The organism is Glacieibacterium sp., from assembly GCF_965200405.1.
In the GTDB taxonomy this organism is placed as follows: Bacteria; Pseudomonadota; Alphaproteobacteria; order Sphingomonadales; family Sphingomonadaceae; genus Glacieibacterium.
The window spans coordinates 2,547,683-2,566,265 of record NZ_OZ241356.1; the positions used below are offsets into that span (position 1 = coordinate 2,547,683).

Genomic DNA, 18,583 nt, shown 5'->3' on the forward strand with positions numbered 1-18,583 from the left:
GCACCGCGAGCACAGATCGGCCGCCCGGCAACGGGCGGCCTTTTTTGCTTGCCTGTGACGCCTGCCTCGCGGAACGAGGGGGCCGCCACATGGGAATGATCGCTTGACCGACTCGCTCCACCTCGACGTCGCCGACGGCGTCGCCCGCCTGCGCCTCGACCGGGCGGGGCGGCGCAACGCCTTCACCCTGTCGATGTGGCAGCGATTTCCCGCGCTCGTCGACGAGGCGATGGCCGACCCCGCCGTCCGCCTGCTGATCGTCGAGTCCGCGTCGCCCGGGGTGTTCTGCGCGGGTGCCGACATCCGCGAGTTCGCCACCTCCTCGCAGGACCCACTGTGGCGCGCCGCCAACAATGCTGCGATCCGCCGCACCCAGGTGACGCTGGCCCGCGCCCCCAAGCCGACGCTCGCGGTCATCGACGGCGACTGCATCGGCGGTGGTTGCGGACTGGCGCTGGCCTGCGACCTGCGCATCTCCAGTCCGCGCGGCCGCTTCGGCATCACCCCGGCCAAGCTCGGGCTGGTCTATCCGTTGCACGACACGCGGCTGCTGGTCGATCTCGTCGGCCCGGCACAGGCCCGGCGGCTGCTGTTCACCGCGATGCACATCGACGCCGCCGAGGCGCTGCGCATCGGGCTGGTCGAGCAGGTCGCCGACGATCTCGACACTGCCGTCGCCACCTATGTCGCCGCCGTCCTCGCCGGCTCCAGTCATAGCCAGCGCGCCACCAAGGCGATTGTCGCCCGGATCATCGCCGGCGAGACGGACGATGCCCCCGACACCGCCGCGCAGTTCGACGCGGCCTTCGACGGCCCCGACTTTGCGGAAGGCGTCGGCGCCTTCGTCCAGCGCCGCAAGCCGGTGTTCGGGTGAGCCCCGCCCCCCACAATCCGGCTCGCCTGATTGCCGGCAGCCTGCCGGTGCTGCTGATCGCCGACCATGCCTCGGCGTTCGTGCCGCCTGACATCACGCTTGGAGTTCATCCCGACATGATGTCGAGGCACAGCGCCCTCGACATCGGTGTCGGCGCGCTGACCGAGGCGCTGGCCGCCAACCTCGACGCACCGGCGATCATCGCCACCCTGTCGCGGCTGGTCGTCGACCTCAACCGCGCGCCCGGCTCGCCCGGCCTGATCCCGATCACCGCCGACGGCGACGAGGTTCCCGGCAATGCGGCCCTCACCGCCGAGGAGCGCGAGCGCCGCGTTGCGGACTATCACGCGCCCTACCATGATGCCGTCGCGGCCCAGCTCGATGCCCAGCCACCGCGGCTGATCGTCAGCGTCCACAGCTTCACGCCGCGCCTGCTCAGCCGCCCCGACGAGCTGCGTCCCTGGCACGTCGGCATCCTGTACAACCGCGACGACCGTGCCGCCCGCATCGCCCTGCCGATGCTCCGCGCCGACGGCATCATCGCCGGCGACAACGAACCCTATTCGGGTCGCGACCTGAACTACACGATGAACCGCCATGCCGAGGCGCGCGGCATCCCCTACCTCGGTCTCGAGATCCGTCAGGACGAGCTCGACGACGACGATGCGGTGGGGCGCTGGGCGGCGGTGCTGGGCCGCGTCATCCTCGCCTGCCTGCCCAAGGAGCCAACATGAAGCGTCTTGTTGCCCTGATCGCGTTGCTGCCGGCGATGGCGACCGCCGCGCCGTTCACGCAAGCCGAGACCGCCAAAGTCGATGCTCTTGCGGCGCGCATCCTGGCGACCACCGGTGTGCCGTCCGCCTCCGTCACCGTCGTGCGCGACGGGCAGATCGCCTATGCCCATGCCTATGGCGTCCAGCGCGCCGACCCGCGCGCGCCGGCCAGCATCGACGCACGCTACCAGATCGCCTCGGTGTCGAAGCAGTTCACGGCTGCTGCGATGCTGTTGCTGGCGCAGGACGGCAAGCTGTCGCTGGACGACAAGGTCGGGAAATACCTGCCGGACCTCACCGACGCCGACAAGATCTCGCTCCGCCAGCTGCTGTCGCACACCTCGGGCTACCGCGATTACTGGCCGCAGGATTACAGCTTCGTCGACATGGCGACGCCGGTCCAGCCGCAGCAGATCCTCGACCGTTGGGCCAAGGCGCCGCTCGACTTCGCGCCCGGCACCAAGTGGCAATATTCGAACACCGGCTATGTCGCCGCCGGCCTGATCATCGAGAAGGTGTCCGGCCAGCCGCTGCTGACCTTCCTGCAGAACCGCATCCTGATGCCGCTCGGCATGCGTGCCATCGACGGCGACCTCGCGACCGGGGCGGGCGATGCGGTCGGCTTCATGCGCTATGCCGCGGGCCCGGTGCGCCGGGTGACGCCCTCGGTCAAGGGCTGGCTGTTCGCTGCCGGGGAACTGGCGATGAGCACGCCCGACCTGGCGAAATGGGACATCAGCGTCATCGACAAGTCGGTGATGCGCCCGGCCTCCTACGCCGAGCAGCAGCGCGAGGTGAAGCTCGCCGACGGCAGCGGCACCGACTATGGCCTCGGCGTCGACGTCGACAAGGTCGGCAGCCACCGCCGCATCCATCACGGCGGCGAGGCGACCGGCTTCCTCACCGAAAACCGCATCTACCCCGACGATCGTGCCGCCGTCGTCGTCGCGGTCAATGCCGATTTCGGCGACGCGCATAGTGCCATCGCCGACGGCATCGAGGCGATGCTGTTCGCCGACACCGACGCGACCGCCCGGGCTCGCGCCGTTCTCGACCAGATCCGCGCCGGCAAGCTCGACCGCAGCCGCTTTACCGCGAACGGCAATTATTACTTCACTGCCACGGCCATCGGCGACTACCGCGCCAGCCTGGTCAAGCTGGCCGAGCCGTTGAGCTTCACCCTCGACAAGTCGAGCATCCGCGGCGGCTTCACCGCTGAATATTATACGATCACCTACCCGACCGCGAAGCTCAAGCTCGTCCTCCGCGCCGAGCCCGACGGCGGCAAGATCGAACAGTTCATGCTGTTCCCGACAAGCTAGCCGCCCGCCCGGGTCGATCAGCGTCGGTCGCGCCGGGAGAGCGGTATTGCAGGCTCTCGGAGGGTCATTGCCCCGGCGTGACAAAAGGCTTGCATCGTCGCCGAGGGTTGTCCATCGATCGGGCCGCGGCAACCAGAGCTGATCGAGCAGCCAGCCGCGCATCTGCCACCAGGTGGAGGGGAGGGCGACCATGCGCAACCATATCCGCATCCATGCGCTGCTGGTGGCGTGCGTCGTCGCCATGCCCGCCGTAGCCGCCGATTATCAGGCCAATCTCGGGCCGATGCCGCTCGACGACGAGACCAAGGCGGTGATCGCCGGGCGCGGCAACGCCACTGCCAGCTATGACGGCAAGCTGCTCAGCGTGAAGGGCGATTTCGCCGGGCTGCCGTCGAGCGCAACCACCGCCAACCTGTTTCTCAGCCCGCACATCGGCGTACCGGGCACCAAGGTGCTGGCGCTGACGGTCAGCCAGTCGAACAGCGGCACCGTTTCGGGCAGCTTCAAGCTGAGCGGCGCGCAGGCGCAGGCGCTGCGAACCGGCAGACTGTACATCCAGGTGGACAGCGAAAAGGCGCCGCCGGGCTATGAATGGGGGCCCAAGGGCACCCTGTGGGGTTGGCTGCTGCCTGCTCACGAGACTGCGGCACAGGGCGTCCCGCAGCAGGGCAAGTGGTTCCTGCCGCAGCTCGACACGCCGAAGCGTTGAGGGCCATGGCGATGCGTTCAAGGACGGTCCTGCGCGGCGGCGTCGCGACATTGCTGGCAGTCGGGTTGATCGGTATCGCCTCCGGCCAGGGCGTCTCCGGCGCGTTCACCCAGACGCAGGTCGACGCCGGGCGGCAGGCGTATGCCGAGAACTGCGCAGCCTGCCATCAGTCCGACCTCGCCGGCATGAACGACGCGCTGCCTTTGGCCGGCAAGTCGTTCATCGCGGCGTGGAGCAAGCGGACTACCGACCAGCTCTACAGCAAGGTCCACACTTCCATGCCCTATGGCGCCGGCGGCAGCCTGCCGGTCGAGACCTACACCAACATCGTCGCCTATCTGCTCCACGCCAATGGCGCGAAGGCCGGCACCACCGCGTTCACGCCCGCCACCGCCGTCGCGATCGGGCAGATCGCCGATGGCAGCATCCCCGCCGACGTTGCCAACGGTCCGGTCGCATCGGCGCCTGCCGCACCCGGAGCGCAGGCCAATGCGCCTGCAGCCGCAGCGCAGGTTGCCGGCACCAAGGAGGCCGCACCACCCGCCGGCCCCGTGGTCGCTACCTCCGCCGGTTTTGCCGCCAAGGGCCAGCCGGTCAAATACGGCGATCCCGGGCGCTTCACGCTGCCGTCGAAGTTCGGCCTGACGTTCAAGGGCGACATCAAGAACTACGTACCGGTGACCGACGCGATGCTGACCTCGCCGCCCGATGGCGACTGGCTGATGATGCGCCGCAACTACCAGGGCTGGAGCTATAGCCCGCTGAAGCAGATCGACACCGCCAATGTCGCCAGGCTGCAGCTCAAGTGGATGTGGTCGATGCCGGAGAACGGCACGATGGAGGACACGCCGATCGTCCATGACGGCGTCATCTACATGTGGGGCATCGCCAACACGATCCAGGCGCTCGATGCCAGATCGGGCGAGCTGCTGTGGGAGAACCGCCTCGGCCCGGCGCCACGCGGCATGGGTCCCGGCCCGTCGACCGAGGAGACGCGGGCGATGGGGCTGTATGGCACCAACCTGTACGTCAACACGCCGCAGGGTGGCATCTATGCGCTCGACGCGCGCACCGGCGAGGAGGTCTGGAAGACCCGGATCACCGACGATCCCAAGGTCGGCGGCTCGACCGGCGGCCTGATCATCATCCACGGCAAGATCCTGGTCGGCATGACCAATTGCGGCCGCAAGGGCGATGACAACCACTGCTACATCTCGGCCTATGACGCCGCGACCGGCAAGCGCGACTGGAAGTTCGTCACCGTCGCGCTGAAGGGCCAGCCCGGCGGCGCGACCTGGAACAACCTGCCCGACAACGAGCGCAAGGGCGCCGAGACCTGGATCGCCGGCACCTATGACCCAGCGCTTAACACGACCTATTGGGGGACCGCACAGGCCAAGCCGTGGCGTCGCGACCTGCGCGGCAGCGGCAACGGCGCGACCGACTACGCCAATTCGACGCTGGCGCTGAACCCCGACGACGGCAAGCTGAGGTGGTGGCACAATCATTCGCCCGGCGAGACCTTCGACCTCGACGAGGTGTTCGAGCGCGTGCTGGTCGACCACGGCGACCAGAAGACCCTGCTGACCATCGGCAAGGCCGGCATCCTGTGGAAGCTCGACCGCGTCACCGGCAAGTATCTCGACCACCGCGAGACGGTGTTCCAGAACGTCTTCACCAGCATCGATCGCAAGACCGGCCTGCCGACGTACCGCAAGGACGTCGTCGACCAGAAGCTCGACCAGTGGCTGTCGTCCTGCCCCGGGCCGGAGGGCGGCCATGACTGGCAGTCGACCAGCTATCACCAGCCGACCGACGCGCTGATCATCCCGCTCAGCCAGAGCTGCGTGTTCATGCTGGGCAACGGCTCGCAGACCTATTTCGAGATGCCGGGATCGGACGGCAACCTCGGGCGGCTGTCGGCCTATCGAACCAGCGACCTCAAGCCCTTGTGGTCGTTCCAGCAGCGCGCGCCGTTCCTGACCGGGGTGGTCTCGACCGGCGGTAATGTCGCCTTCGTCGGCGATTTCGACCGGGTCTTCCGCGCCATCGATGTGCGCGACGGCAAGACGCTGTGGAAGACCCGGCTGGGGACGACGGTGCAGGGCTTCCCGGTCAGCTTCATGGTCGACGGCAAGCAGTATATCGCGGTGACCACGGCGCTCGGCGGCGGCAGTCCACAGCTCAAGCCCGGCACGATGCTGACCGAGGTGCACCGGCCCGCGACCGGCTATGCGCTGTACGTCTTCGGCCTGCCGGACTGAACCACGACAAGTGCGCGTACCCCGACCATCTTGACGCACGCGCCGCCAACCGCTCAAACACCGCGCCATGACCTTCGATAAATCACGCCTCCCCAGCCGCCACGTGACCGAGGGGCCCGAGCGCGCGCCGCACCGGTCCTATTATTACGCGATGGGCCTGACCGCCGAGGATATCGCCAAGCCGTTCGTCGGCGTCGCATCGGCGGGCAACGACTCCGCGCCCTGCAACACCACGCTCGACGCCCAGGCCGACGCCTCGCGCGCCGGGGTGATCGCGGCGGGAGGCACGCCGCGGCGCTTCAACACCATCACCGTCACCGACGGCATCGCCATGGGCCACCAGGGCATGAAGTCGTCGCTGGTCAGCCGCGAGGTCATCGCCGACTCGGTCGAGCTGTCGATGCGCGGCCATAGCTATGACGCGCTGCTGACGTTCGCGGGCTGCGACAAGAGCCTGCCCGGCATGATGATGGCGATGCTGCGCCTCAACGTGCCCAGCGTCTTCGTCTATGGCGGCTCGATCCTGCCGGGGCGCTTCGAGGACAAGGACGTCACCGTCGTCGACGTGTTCGAGGCGGTCGGCCAATTCGCCGCCGGTGCCTGCCCGTTGTCGCGCCTGACCGCGCTGGAGAAGGTCGCCTGCCCGGGCCACGGTGCCTGTGGTGGCCAGTTCACCGCAAACACCATGGCCTGCGTCGCCGAGGCGATCGGGCTGTCGCTGCCCAATTCCAACATGATGCCCGCCCCCTACAGCGGCCGCGAGGAGCTGGCCGTCGCAGCCGGCAAGGCCGTCATGCTGTGCCTGGAGAAGAACATCCGTCCGCGCGACATCTGCACGCGCAAGGCGTTCGAGAACGCCGCCACCGTGGTTGCCGCGACCGGCGGCTCGACCAACGCCGCGCTGCATTTGCCGGCGATGGCGAGCGAGGCGGGCATCGACTTCGACCTGTTCGACGTCGCCGAGATCTTCAAGAAGACGCCCTACATCACCGACCTCAAGCCCGGCGGGCGCTTCGTGGCTCGTGACCTGTACGACGCGGGCGGCATCTACATGGTGATGAAGACGCTGCTCGACGGCGGCTTCCTGCACGGCGACTGCATCACCGTCACCGGCAAGACGCTGGCCGAGAACCTTGCCGACGTGACGTGGCGCGACGACCAGCAGGTCATCCGCCCGGTGTCGAACCCGATCTCGCCGACCGGTGGCGTCGTCGGCCTGCGCGGCTCGCTCGCGCCCGACGGTGCGATCGTCAAGGTCGCGGGCATGCACCGCCTGCAGTTCACCGGCCCGGCGCGGGTCTTCGACTGCGAGGAGGATTGCTTCGCCGCGGTCGAGGCGCGCAGCATCCGCGAGGGCGAGGTCGTGGTCATCCGCTACGAGGGTCCCAAGGGCGGCCCGGGCATGCGCGAGATGCTGTCGACCACCGCGGCACTGTACGGCCTCGGCATGGGCGAGAAGGTCGCGCTGATCACCGACGGGCGCTTCTCCGGTGCGACGCGCGGCTTCTGCATCGGCCATGTCGGGCCGGAGGCGGCGGACGGCGGCCCGATCGGGCTGGTCGAGGACGGCGACATCATCAGCATCGATGCCGAGGCGGGGACGATCGACCTGCAGGTTGCCGACGACGTGCTCGCAGTGCGGCGTGCGGCGTGGCAGCCACGGCTCAACGCCTATGGCTCAGGGACGCTATGGCGTTACGCGCAGAATGTCGGCCCGGCGCGGCAGGGCGCTCTGACCCACCCGGGTGCGCGGGCCGAGCGCCACGTCTTCGCCGATATCTGACGCCTATTTCGGGTACAGCGGCACGACCGGCGACGGTGGCGCGGCCCTGACCGGGACCGGGCGGATCGCCGACAGGATCGGCTCGCCGCGGCCGTCGCGGGGGACTTCGTCACGGCTGACGGCGGCGTGGGCGTTGCCGACGTACAATGGGGATGGCGCACAGGCGGCCAGCACCAGCGGCGCGAGCGGCACGACGACAAACAGGCTACGGAACATCATGCACCCCCGATACGGACGGCCCAATTACCAATGGACGTGAGCTTGGCAAGTCGTTCCCCCTGTCCGATCCTCACAGCCGCCGAAATGCGTGCTGTCGAGGCGACGACCATAGCCGGCGGATCCGCGGCCCGAACCTTGATGGAACGCGCCGGAGCCGCCGCCGCACGGGCGATCCTGTCCTATAACGTACCAATGTCGGTTTCAGTGGCGTGCGGCCCGGGAAATAATGGTGGCGACGGCTATGTCGTCGCGCGCCACCTGCGCGAGGCGGGCGTCATTGTCGAGGTCGTCGCCTTCGCTGCCCCGGCCAGCGATCCGGGCCGCGCCGCTGCTGCCGACTGGCACGGCGCCGTGGTCGGTCCCGGCGACGCGGCGCCCGCCCGCGCGCTGGTCGATGCGTTGTACGGCACCGGCCTGACCCGGCCGCTGTCGGACGAGGATGTCGCAGGCCTGCAGCGGCTTGGCGGCGACGCGCGGCTGCGGATTGCCCTCGACCTGCCCAGCGGTGTTGGCACCGACGATGGTCGCGACCTCGGCTGCCCCTTCGACGCCGACCTGACCATCGCGTTCGGCGCGCTCAAGCCGGCGCACCTGCTGTTTCCCGCCGCCGGGCGCTGCGGGCGCGTCGTCGTCGCCGACATCGGGCTCGGCCAGCCGGACTCGCAGCTTGCCGCCAATCCCCGCCCCGCCTGCCCGGCGCTCGCCGCGTCCGCGCACAAATTCTCGCGCGGCTCTGCGCTGATCGTCGGTGGCCCGGCGGGACACGGCGGCGCCGCCCGGCTCGCTGCCCGCGCCGCCCTGCACGCCGGTGCCGGGCTGGTGACGCTGGCGGTTCGCGGCGATGCGGTGGCCGAATATGCGGCGCGCCTCGATGCCGTGATGCTACGCCGCACCGACACGCCCGCTGCGCTCAGGACGCTGCTGCTCGACCGTCGGCTGACGGCGCTCGCTCTCGGTCCGGCCCTCGGCCAGGACGAGCTGGCGCGCTCGCTGGTCCGGACCGCGCTGGAGGGCGAGATCCCGCTGGTCCTCGACGGCGATGTCTTCACGCTGTTCGCCGGCCGCCCGCTGGCACTGGCGGGAGCGTCGGTGCTGACCCCGCACGAGGGCGAGTTCGTCCGCCTGTTCGGCGACCTGCCGGGGTCCAAGGTCGAACGCGCGCGCGCCGCCGCGACGATCAGCGGCGCGGTCGTCGTGCTCAAGGGCCCCGATACCGTCATCGCCGCGCCCGATGGCCGCGCCCGGATCAACCGGCACGCCGCGCCGTGGCTGGCGACCGCCGGCTCGGGCGACGTGCTGGTCGGGATCGTCACCGGGCTGCTCGCCCAGGGCCTGTCGCCGTTCGACGCGGCCTGTGCGGGAGTCTGGCTGCACGGCGACCTTGGGGTACGCGGTGGCCCGGGGCTGACGGCGGACGACATGCCGGGCCTGATCCCCGCGACATTGGCCGGCCTGTGAGCGAGATCGTCCGCATCGGCGCGCGCGGCGACGGCGTCACCGACGACGGTCGCTTCATTGCGTTCGGCGTCCCGGGCGACCGCGTCGAGCCCGACGGCACGCTGATCCCCGGCCCCGACCACCAGGTTCCGCCGTGCCGCCACTTCCCCGAATGCGGCGGTTGCCAGCTCCAGCACGTCGCCGATCCGGCCTATGCGCGCTGGGCCCTCGCCCGGATCGAGCATGCGCTGGCCGGCATCCCGATCGGGTCGATCCAGCCGGTCCACCTGTCGCCGCCGCGCACCCGCCGCCGCGCCTCGCTGCATGCGGTCAAGCGCGGCCAGACGGTGCTCGGCTTCGCGTCGGAGGCGAGCCACCGCATCATCGACCTGCACGAATGCCATGTCCTGCTGCCCGAGCTGTTCGCGCTGGTGGCGCCGCTGCGCGCGCTGCTCGGCAAGGCGATGAAGGACGGGCAGGGCGCCGGGGTGACGCTGGCCGCGACCGACAGCGGCATCGACGTGCTGCTCTCCAACGTCGCCGCGAACTCCCTGCCGGAGATCGAGCGCCTGACCCGCTTTGCCGCGGCCCACGGCCTGGCGCGCCTCTCGGTCGAGAACGAGGGTGGCGTCGAGACGATGGCGCTGGCGTCGGAGCCGGTAATGCATTTCGGCGGCGTGCCCGTCGCGATGCCTCCCGCTGCCTTCCTGCAGGCGACGCGCGACGGCGAAGCGGCGCTGGTCGCGGCCGTGCTGGCGGCGACGGCGGGTGCCGGCAAGGTCGCCGACCTGTTCTGCGGCCTCGGTACGTTCTCGCTACCGCTGGCGGCGCATGCCAAGGTGCTGGCGGTCGATGGCGGCGGTCCAGCGACGGTGGCGCTGCAATCGGCGGCGCGGCTAGCGGGCAAGCTGCTGTTGACCGAGCACCGCGACCTGTTCCGCCGTCCTCTGCTGCCCGCCGAGCTCGACCGCTTCGATGCGCTGGTATTCGATCCGCCGCGCGCCGGGGCGGCGGCACAGGTCGAGCAGATCGCTTTGTCGAAGGTTCCCATCGTCGTCGCGGTATCGTGCAACCCCAGCACCTTCTCGCGCGATGCTCGCGTGCTGGTCGAGGCCGGCTATCGCATCGGGCGGATCTGGCCGGTCGGGCAGTTCCGCTGGTCGACGCACCTCGAACTGGTCGCCGAGTTCCGGCGCTGAGCTACAGCGCCGGCAGGTGCTCGAACGCCGCGGGATCGCCGACCGCGAGAAAGCCGCCGTTGAAATAGTCGGCCTTGCCATAGCCGAATTCGCGTCCGTCGCGGTCGCGCATCGCGCCACCGGCAGCCAGCAGCACGGCATGGCCGGCGGCGGTGTCCCACTCGCAGGTCGGGCCATAGCGCGGGTAGACGTCTGCCGAACCCTCGGCGAGGCGGCAGAACTTGAGGCTCGACCCGGCCGGTTCCAGCTGCGTCTGCCCGAGCGAGTCGACCCAGGCGGCGGTGGCCGGGTCCATATGGCTGTGACTGACGACGACGACCGGCATCGGCTGCAGCGGGCGGGTCAGCAGCGGCTCGCGCGGGCCATTCGGCTCGGCCTGGCGGAACGCGCCGCGGCCCAGCGATCCGGCCCACAACATGCCGTCGCGCGGGCTCAGCACCAGCCCCAGGATCGGCACGCCGCGGTCGACCAGCGCGACATTGACCGAATAGGCCGGGCGCCCGGCGATGAAGTCCTTGGTGCCGTCGAGCGCATCGACCAGCCAGAAACGGGCGCAGCTATCGGGGCGGTGGCCGGCGGCGTGCGCCTCCTCGCCGACGATCGGTGCATCGTCCAGCGCCCGGATCGCGGCGGTGAGCAGCAGTTCGGCGCGCTCGTCGGCCTCGGTGACCGGGGAGGCGTCGGTCTTGCCACGGGTTTCGAAGCCGCGCGTGCGAACCTCCTCGATCAGCACGCCGGCGGCGCGGACGGCGGGGATGAGGGATTCGAGCAGCTGGTCGGTCATGCAGACCGGTCTAGCGCGCTCAGGCGTCGGCGAACAGGTCCGATGGTGTCAGGCCGAGACGCTCGATCCGCACCGCGATGTGCGGCCATTCGTTCTTGAGGAACGCCGCCCGCTCGGTCCGCAACAGCGCCAGCCGGGCCCCGGCCTCGACGTACAGGCCGACGCCCTTGCGCGCCGCGACCAGCCCGGCCGCCTGGAGTTCCTGGTACGCCTTGGCGACGGTCAGCGGATTGACCTCGAGCTCCGCCGCCAGCGCGCGGACGGAGGGCAGTTGCTCACCGTCGCCGCTGGAGCCCGAGCCGCCGCGGTCGATGATCCGGGCGACGATAATGTCGCGGATCTGCAGGTAGATGGGGCGGTCGCCGTGGAACACAGGTGTCGTATCGCGCTATTACAGCGTGGCGTCAACTGTCCCAGACGCCTAGTACGCCTCAGCCTTCCCAGGCGCGAACCACGGTCGTCAGGTCGGGGCGTGGCCGCTCCTCCAGCTCGCGCGTCGGCGTGCCGATGAAGAAGAAGCCGGCGATGCTCTCGCCCGGTTCGCACAATGCCGCAGCGACACCCGGGGAGCAGGCCGCCCAACCGGTCAGCCAGTTGGCGACGAAGCCCATCGCCGAGGCCGCCGCGCACAGCATCCCGCAGGCGGCGCCGACCGACAGCTCCTGCTCGCGCACCGGGATCTTGGAGAGCTGGAGCGGCTTGGCCATCAGCACGACCAGGCACGGCGCGCCGGTGGCGAACTCGCGCACCGCGGCAAGCGCGACCCGGCCGGGATCGCCCGCCTCGGCGCGGTACGCGGCCTCCAGCACGTCGGCGAGCGCCTCGCGCCGGTCGGCGGCGATGGTGACGAAGCGCCACGGTGCCAGCTTGCCGTGGTCGGGAACCCGCGCGGCAACGGTCAGCAGCCGTTCCAGCTGGCCCGGCGTCGGACCGGGCTCGGCCATGTCGCGGGCCTTTCCGGAGCGGCGGGTGGCGAGCAGGCTAAGGGGCGTCGAGCGGTCGTTGAACATGCCCCGGCGCTAACACCCGCCCCCTTGCTCCGCAAGTTTGCCGCGCTACTGTGACGGCATTATCGGCTCAGGCCGATCGCCCTCATTACGGAATCCACATGGCAAGCATTCCCGCCGCTAGCGGCGAAACCTGGTTCGGGCATCCACGACAACTGGCGCGCCTGTTCACCACCGAGGCGATGGAGCGCTTCGGCTATTACGGCATGCGGGCGCTTTTGACGCTGTACCTCGCCGATCATTTCCTGTTCCGCGATAGCACCACCACCAGCCTGTACGGCGGCTTCACCGCGCTGGTCTACCTGACCCCGCTGGTCGGTGGCTTGATCGCCGACAAATACCTCGGTTCGAAGCGCTCGGTGAAGTTCGGCGCCATCGTCATGTCGCTGGGTTACCTGACGCTGTGCTTCGGCGGCGATGCGGCCAAGCCCTTCGCCACGATCGACGGCCAACGCTATGAAGTGCAGGTCGACAAGACTAACGGCAGCAAGCAGCAATATGTCCTCGACGGCGCTAAGCGACTGGCGATCAAGGGCCGCGACGACGGCACGATCGACCTGGTCGCGCCCGACGGCAACACCGACCGCACCATCGCCAAGGGCGGCTTCGAGGCCGGCGGCGACCGCAGCCCGTTCTACACCATGCTGATGCTGATCGGCCTGTCGGCAGTCACCGTCGGCAACGGATTCTTCAAGCCCAACATCTCGACGATGGTCGGCTCCCTGTACGCGGTGGGCGACCGGCGGCGCGATTCCGGCTTCACGATCTTCTACATGGGCATCAACATCGGCTCGCTGTTCTCGCAATTGCTGTGCCCGGTGCTGGCGGTCGGCATGGGCAGCTGGCAGGGCCTTGGCTGGTGGGCGGGCTTCGGCCTAGCCGCGATCGGCATGGCGGTGTCCTGGGCGCTGATCCAGTTCGCGGGACCAAAGCTGGCCGGCGTCGGCGATCCGCCGCCACAGACCGGCGGCGACAAGAGCCTGTTGATCTATGGCGCCGCGCTGCTGTCGATCCCGGTGATGTGGTTCCTGTTCACCAACCTGATGAACGCCCCGGAGCCGGTCGCCGGCCAGGGCATCGGCGGCTATATCCTGGGCCTGCCGATCCTCGGTAAAGTGCTGTTCTTCACCTTCCTGCTGTCGATCATCGGCATCCCGATCTGGGCCTACCGCGTCGGCACGCGCGCCGAGTTCCAGATGATGGGCGCGGCGATGGTGCTGATCGTCTTCAACGTCGTGTTCTGGACGCTGTTCGAGCAGGCCGGATCGTCGCTGACGCTGTTCGCCGACCGCAACACCGACATGAGCATCTTCGGGCTGTTCAGCATCTCGGCCGGCCAGACGCAGTTCTTCAACGCCGCCTTCATCATCCTGCTCGCGCCGATCTTCAGCGTGCTGTGGCGTACCCTCGGCCGGCGCGGCATCGAGCCCGGCATCCCGATCAAATTCGGCCTGGCGCTGATCGGCGTCGGCGCCGGCTTCCTGTTCCTGGTCTGGGGCACCAACTTCGCCGGGCCCGACTTCAAGGTCGGCGTCTGGTGGCTGGCGGGCCTGTACTTCATCCACTCCGCCGCCGAGCTATGCATCTCGCCGGTCGGGCTGAGCATGATCACCAAGCTGTCGATCGCGCGCATCGTCGGGCTGATGATGGGCGTCTGGTTCCTGTCGATCAGTTGCGCGCAATATGTCGCCGGCGTCGTCGCGCAGGTCGCCAGCGTCGAGACGGTCGGCGGGCAGGTGACCAATCTGAAGGTCAGCCTGGAAACCTACGCCGGCGTCTTCCAGACCATCGGCATCGTCTCGGCGGTGATCGGGCTGGTGCTGCTGGGGCTGTCGCCGCTGATCAAGCGCTGGATGCACGGGGTCGACTGATGCGCAATCTCACGCTCGCGGCGCTGCTGCTGACGGCAGCCTGCGCGACCCACCCCGCGGGTCCGGCCGCCACCGCATCGGGCAGGTCGCCCCCCGCCGCTGCGGCGCCGCGCGAAGTCGTGTCGATCCCGGCGGACCCCTATCCGTCGACGTACCGGCCCTATCCCTCGGTGACGACGGTCATCCGGAACGCCAACATCTACGACGGCGCCGGGCGCAAGCTGCTCGGCGGCATGGTCCGGCTGGAGAACGGCAAGGTCGCCGAGATCGGCCAGGCGGTCGCCATCCCGGCGGGTGCACAGGTCGTCGACGCCGCCGGCAAATGGGTGACTCCCGGCATCATCGACATCCACAGCCACCTCGGCGACTATCCCTCGCCGGGCGTCGAGGCGCTGAGCGACGGCAACGAGGCCACCGGGCCGAACCGCTCCGAAGTCTGGGCGGAGCATTCGATCTGGCCGCAGGACCCGCAGTTCACCCGCGCGCTCGCCGGCGGCGTCACCACGCTGCACATCCTGCCCGGCTCCGCCAACCTGTTCGGCGGCCGCGGCGTCACCGTGCGCAACGTGCTCGGGCGAACCGCGCAGGACATGAAGTTCCCGGGCGCCAAGCCCAGCCTGAAGATGGCGTGCGGCGAGAACCCCAAGCGCGTCTATGGCAGCAAGGGCCAGTCGCCGCAGACCCGCATGGGCAACATCGCGGTCGACCGCCAGGTCTGGTCCGACGCGGTCAGCTACAAGCGGCGCTGGGACGACTATACGCGGCGCGCCAACGCCGGCAACGCCCGCCCGACGGAGGCACCTCGGCGCGAACTGGCCAACGACACGCTGATGGGCGTCCTCAACGGCGACATCCTGGTCGAGAACCACTGCTACCGCGCCGACGAGATGGCCAACGTCATCGCGATGTCGAAGGAGTTCGGCTATCACGTCACGGCGTTCCACCACGCCGTCGAGGCCTACAAGATCGCCGACCTGCTCAAGGCCAACGACATCTGCGCCGCGGTCTGGGCCGACTGGTGGGGCTTCAAGATGGAAAGCTATGACGGCATCCGCGAGAATGCCGCCTTCGTCGACGCCGCGGGCGCCTGTGTCGCCATCCACTCCGACGACGCCGACGGCATCCAGCGCCTCAACCAGGAGGCTGCCAAGGCCATCGCCGCCGGTCGCCGCGCCGGGCTGACGATCACGCCGGAGCACGCCTGGGAGTGGCTGTCGCTCAACCCGGCCAAGGGCCTCGGCATCGACAAGGAGACCGGGAGCCTCGAGCCCGGCAAGCGCGCCGATGTCGTGCTGTGGAACGGCGAGCCGTTCTCGGTCTATTCGCGACCGGAGAAGATCTGGATCGACGGCGCCGTGATGTACGACTGGTCGGACCCCAACAAGCGCCCGCGCACCGACTTCGAACTCGGCCAGCCCGGCTCCGGAGACGTCAAGTGAAGGCGTTGCTGATCACCGCCGCGCTGGTGCTGGCGAGCCCGGTCGCGGCCGAGACGATCGCGATCACCGGCGGCAAGGTCGCGACCGCGGACACCGTCATCGAAGGCGGCACCGTCGTCGTTCGCGACGGGCGCATCGTCGCCGTCGGCCGCGACGTCGCGGTCCCGGCCGGGGCCAGCGTCATCGACGCGACCGGAAAATGGGTCACCCCCGGCATCTTCTCCGCCATGGCCTCGATGGGCATCTCCGAGGTCGACGGTGTCGACGAGACCAACGACAGCGGCGCCTCGCGCTCGCCGTTTTCCGCAGCGATCGACCTCGCACCCGGCTTTAACGGCAGCGCCGTCAACGTCGCGGTCGAGCGTCAGGGCGGCGTCACCCGCTCCGCCGTGCGCCCGGCCGCGAGCCAGGCGATCTTCGGCGGGCAGGGCGCGGTGATCAGCCTCGCCGCCGGTTACGACCCGGTGACCCGGCCGCGCGCCTTCCAGTTCGTCGAGCTCGGCGAGCGCGGCTCGCGCTCCGCCGGTGGTTCGCGTCCCGCGGCGTTCCTGAACTTCCGCAACGCGCTCGACGAGGCGCAGCGCTATGCCCTCGCGCCGGTGCGCTTCGAAAGCGGCCGCGACCGGGACTCGCTGGTCACCCGCCTCGACGCCGCCGCGCTGGTGCCGGTGGTGCAGGGCCGGCAGTTGCTGGTCGTGCATGTCGAGCGGGCGCAGGACATCGTCAACGTGCTGGCGCTGCGGACCGAGTTCCCGCGGCTCAAGCTGGTGCTGTTCGGCGCGCGCGAAGGCTGGCTGGTTGCCGACCGCATCGCCGCGGCCAAGGTGCCGGTCATCACCCAGCCGATGCTCGACAATCCCAACAGCTTTGAATCGCTGGCCTCGACCAAGTCGAACGTCGGGCGGCTGGTCAAGGCGGGCGTCGTCGTCGGCCTCGGCCTGCTGGAGCAGGATGCCAGCTTCCAGGCCCGCGACCTGCCCAACTACGCGGGCAATCTGGTCGCGCAGGCGCGCGTTCCCGGCGGCGTCGGGCTGAACTGGAACGAGGCGCTACGCACCGTCACCAGCGCCCCGGCGGCGATTTTCGGCATGACCGACACCGGCACGCTGGCGAGCGGCGAGCGCGCCGATGTCGTCGTCTGGGACGGCGATCCGCTGGAGCTGACCTCCGCCCCGACCGCCGTGTTGATCGACGGCGTGCGCCAGCCGATGACCTCGCGTCAGACCGAGTTGCGCGATCGCTATCTCGGGTTGAAGATGCAGGAAGCACCGCTCCAATATCGAAGGTAGAGACGCGATGATGCTGCTGGCCGCGCTGTTGTCGTTCGTCGGGACGCACCTGCTGCTGTCGCATCCGCTGCGGCCCCCGCTGGTCGCCCGCCTTGGCGAGAAGGGCTTTGCCGGTCTCTACTCGCTGGTCGCCGTGGTGACGCTCGGCTGGTCGGTATGGGCCTGCCGGCGGGCGCCGTCGGGCCTGCTGATGTGGCCGGCGCCGGCCTGGGCGTGGTGGGCCGCGGTGCCGCTGATGCTGCTGGCATCGATCCTGTTCATCGGCTCGGTCACCGCGCCCAACCCGGCACTGATGGGCGCCCCCAGCGCACCGGCGGGCAGCGCGCCGCGCGGCGTCATGGCGATCACCCGCCACCCGATGATGTGGTCGTTCGCGATCTGGGCGGTGGTCCATGCCTGGGTGTCGGGCGACGCGCGGACGGTGCTGCTGTGCACTGCCATCGGCGTCCTGGCGCTGGTCGGCGCGCGCGGCCAGGACGGCAAGAAGCGCGGCCAGATGGGCGAGGCCTGGCGCGTCCACGAGCGCGCCACCAGCTTCGTGCCGTTCATGAACCAGCTGCGCGGGCGCGCCGCCATCGGCACCCTGTACCCCGGCGCGGTGGCGACGCTGGGCGGCGTCCTGCTGTTCGTCGTCGCGACCTGGGCGCACCCATATCTCGGTGGGCCGTTGCTGCCGTTCTGGAGCTTTTGAGATGGAAATCGTCGGCCGGACGATCTGGGTGACCGGTGCATCATCGGGCATCGGCGAAGCGCTGGCCCGGGCCTATTCGGAGCGCGGCGCCAACCTGATCCTGTCCGGTCGCCGGGTCGAGGCGCTGCAAGCAGTCGCCGCAACCTGCATCGGCAACACGCTGGTGCTGCCGTTCGAGGCGACCGACTATGCCGCGCTGCCCGTCGTCGTGGCGCAGGCGCAGGGTTGGCGCGGCAAGGTCGACATGCTGGTCAACAACGCCGGCATCTCGCAGCGCAGCTTGGGCAAGGACACCGAATTCGCCGTGTACCGCCAGCTGATGGAGGTCGACTTCTTCGCGCCCCTGCGGCTGACGCAGCTGCTGCTGTCGGCGATGCTGGAGGCCGGCGACGGGCATTTCGTGGCGATCAGCTCCGCCGCCGGCAAGATGGGCTCGCCGCTGCGCACCGGCTATTGCGCCGCCAAGCACGCGATGATGGGCTATTTCGACGCCCTGCGTGCCGAGGTCGCGCATGCCGGGGTACGGGTGACGACAGTGACACCGGGCTTCATCCGCACCGGCATCGCCGTGTCGGCGTTGACCGGCGATGGCGCCGAGCGCGGCACCAGCGACGCCGATATCGAGGGCGGCATGGCGCCGGATATTGCGGCGGCGATCATCATCGACAACATGTCGAACGGCGTCCGCGAGATCGTCGTGGATAATGGACCGGTGGCGCAATTGCTGGCATTGAAACGTAACGATCCGGACAAGCTGTTCGACCTGATGGCAACGAAAGGTGCCCGGCTGGCTGCCGCCGGATTGCCCTAGTTACGGGTTAAAGCGAGCCAGTACGCCGGACTAGTCGAGGAACGGCAATACTGTTTCCATGTTATATTCATGTTGTGATTTGCTTCGGAGCAGTCGCTCTAAAAACGTAAC

General features: G+C 69.4%; 17 protein-coding genes. 13 read left to right on the top strand and 4 right to left on the bottom strand.

Translation table 11 applies throughout. From position 1 onward, the window contains the following. Window positions 1-103 precede the first annotated feature (103 nt). The 6 genes from ACOFKW_RS11870 (at window position 104) to ilvD (ending at window position 7,725) form a co-directional block, all read left to right on the top strand. Window positions 104-874, top strand: coding sequence for an enoyl-CoA hydratase-related protein (locus ACOFKW_RS11870; protein ID WP_419814361.1), 771 nt, complete (start codon window positions 104-106; stop codon window positions 872-874). Then, window positions 871-1,608: an N-formylglutamate amidohydrolase gene (locus tag ACOFKW_RS11875; RefSeq protein ID WP_419814362.1), complete on the top strand. Its 738-nt coding sequence runs from the start codon at window positions 871-873 to the stop codon at window positions 1,606-1,608. The genes ACOFKW_RS11870 and ACOFKW_RS11875 overlap by 4 nt, the downstream gene beginning before the upstream one ends. Then, a complete protein-coding gene (locus tag ACOFKW_RS11880; RefSeq protein ID WP_419814363.1) occupies window positions 1,605-2,969 on the top strand; it encodes a serine hydrolase domain-containing protein in 1,365 nt (454 codons plus the stop codon). Before ACOFKW_RS11875 ends, ACOFKW_RS11880 begins: the two co-directional genes overlap by 4 nt. A 190-nt stretch (window positions 2,970-3,159) precedes the next feature. Next, complete coding sequence (locus ACOFKW_RS11885) at window positions 3,160-3,678, top strand: CHRD domain-containing protein (protein WP_419814364.1); 519 nt, start codon at window positions 3,160-3,162, stop codon at window positions 3,676-3,678. 5 nt (window positions 3,679-3,683) lie between these two features. Further along, window positions 3,684-5,942: a PQQ-binding-like beta-propeller repeat protein gene (locus tag ACOFKW_RS11890; protein ID WP_419814365.1), complete on the top strand. Its 2,259-nt coding sequence runs from the start codon at window positions 3,684-3,686 to the stop codon at window positions 5,940-5,942. 67 nt (window positions 5,943-6,009) lie between these two features. After that, entirely contained in the window at window positions 6,010-7,725 is a 1,716-nt protein-coding gene (gene ilvD / locus ACOFKW_RS11895; RefSeq protein ID WP_419814366.1) for a dihydroxy-acid dehydratase, read from the top strand. A gap of 3 nt (window positions 7,726-7,728) precedes the next feature. Here the strand turns inward: ilvD and ACOFKW_RS11900 are convergent, their stop codons facing one another. Then, window positions 7,729-7,944: a hypothetical protein gene (locus ACOFKW_RS11900; protein ID WP_419814367.1), complete on the bottom strand. Its 216-nt coding sequence runs from the start codon at window positions 7,942-7,944 to the stop codon at window positions 7,729-7,731. 84 nt (window positions 7,945-8,028) lie between these two features. Between ACOFKW_RS11900 and ACOFKW_RS11905 the strand changes: the two genes are divergently transcribed. Further along, window positions 8,029-9,402, top strand: a complete 1,374-nt coding sequence (locus tag ACOFKW_RS11905) for an NAD(P)H-hydrate dehydratase (protein WP_419814368.1) — start codon at window positions 8,029-8,031, stop codon at window positions 9,400-9,402. Then, window positions 9,399-10,580, top strand: a complete 1,182-nt coding sequence (locus ACOFKW_RS11910) for a class I SAM-dependent RNA methyltransferase (RefSeq protein ID WP_419814369.1) — start codon at window positions 9,399-9,401, stop codon at window positions 10,578-10,580. The genes ACOFKW_RS11905 and ACOFKW_RS11910 overlap by 4 nt, the downstream gene beginning before the upstream one ends. Window position 10,581: 1 nt before the next feature. On the opposite strand, the gene cysQ is transcribed toward ACOFKW_RS11910, so the two are convergent. The 3 genes from cysQ to ACOFKW_RS11925 are packed head-to-tail and all read right to left on the bottom strand — an operon-like array spanning window position 10,582 to window position 12,374. Next, window positions 10,582-11,364: a 3'(2'),5'-bisphosphate nucleotidase CysQ gene (gene cysQ / locus ACOFKW_RS11915; RefSeq protein WP_419814370.1), complete on the bottom strand. Its 783-nt coding sequence runs from the start codon at window positions 11,362-11,364 to the stop codon at window positions 10,582-10,584. 19 nt (window positions 11,365-11,383) lie between these two features. Continuing rightward, window positions 11,384-11,737, bottom strand: a complete 354-nt coding sequence (locus ACOFKW_RS11920; protein WP_419814371.1) for a GntR family transcriptional regulator — start codon at window positions 11,735-11,737, stop codon at window positions 11,384-11,386. A 58-nt stretch (window positions 11,738-11,795) separates the two neighbouring features. Continuing rightward, on the bottom strand, window positions 11,796-12,374 hold the full coding sequence (locus ACOFKW_RS11925) for a nitroreductase family protein (RefSeq protein WP_419814372.1): 579 nt from the start codon (window positions 12,372-12,374) through the stop codon (window positions 11,796-11,798). A 98-nt stretch (window positions 12,375-12,472) separates the two neighbouring features. Here ACOFKW_RS11925 and ACOFKW_RS11930 point away from each other — a divergent pair, with 98 nt between their 5' ends. From ACOFKW_RS11930 to ACOFKW_RS11950, 5 genes are read left to right on the top strand one after another with little or no spacing between them, the layout of a single operon-like run. Next, window positions 12,473-14,242, top strand: a complete 1,770-nt coding sequence (locus ACOFKW_RS11930) for a peptide MFS transporter (RefSeq protein WP_419814373.1) — start codon at window positions 12,473-12,475, stop codon at window positions 14,240-14,242. Further along, window positions 14,242-15,681 carry an amidohydrolase gene (locus ACOFKW_RS11935; protein WP_419814374.1) on the top strand — a complete coding sequence of 480 codons (1,440 nt, stop codon included), beginning with the start codon at window positions 14,242-14,244 and terminating at the stop codon, window positions 15,679-15,681. Before ACOFKW_RS11930 ends, ACOFKW_RS11935 begins: the two co-directional genes overlap by 1 nt. Continuing rightward, complete coding sequence (locus ACOFKW_RS11940) at window positions 15,678-16,970, top strand: amidohydrolase family protein (RefSeq protein ID WP_419814375.1); 1,293 nt, start codon at window positions 15,678-15,680, stop codon at window positions 16,968-16,970. Before ACOFKW_RS11935 ends, ACOFKW_RS11940 begins: the two co-directional genes overlap by 4 nt. Window positions 16,971-16,977: 7 nt before the next feature. Continuing rightward, window positions 16,978-17,661: an NnrU family protein gene (locus ACOFKW_RS11945; protein ID WP_419814376.1), complete on the top strand. Its 684-nt coding sequence runs from the start codon at window positions 16,978-16,980 to the stop codon at window positions 17,659-17,661. Between the two features lies 1 nt (window position 17,662). Further along, window positions 17,663-18,472 carry an SDR family NAD(P)-dependent oxidoreductase gene (locus ACOFKW_RS11950; protein ID WP_419814377.1) on the top strand — a complete coding sequence of 270 codons (810 nt, stop codon included), beginning with the start codon at window positions 17,663-17,665 and terminating at the stop codon, window positions 18,470-18,472. Window positions 18,473-18,583: the final 111 nt, after the last annotated feature.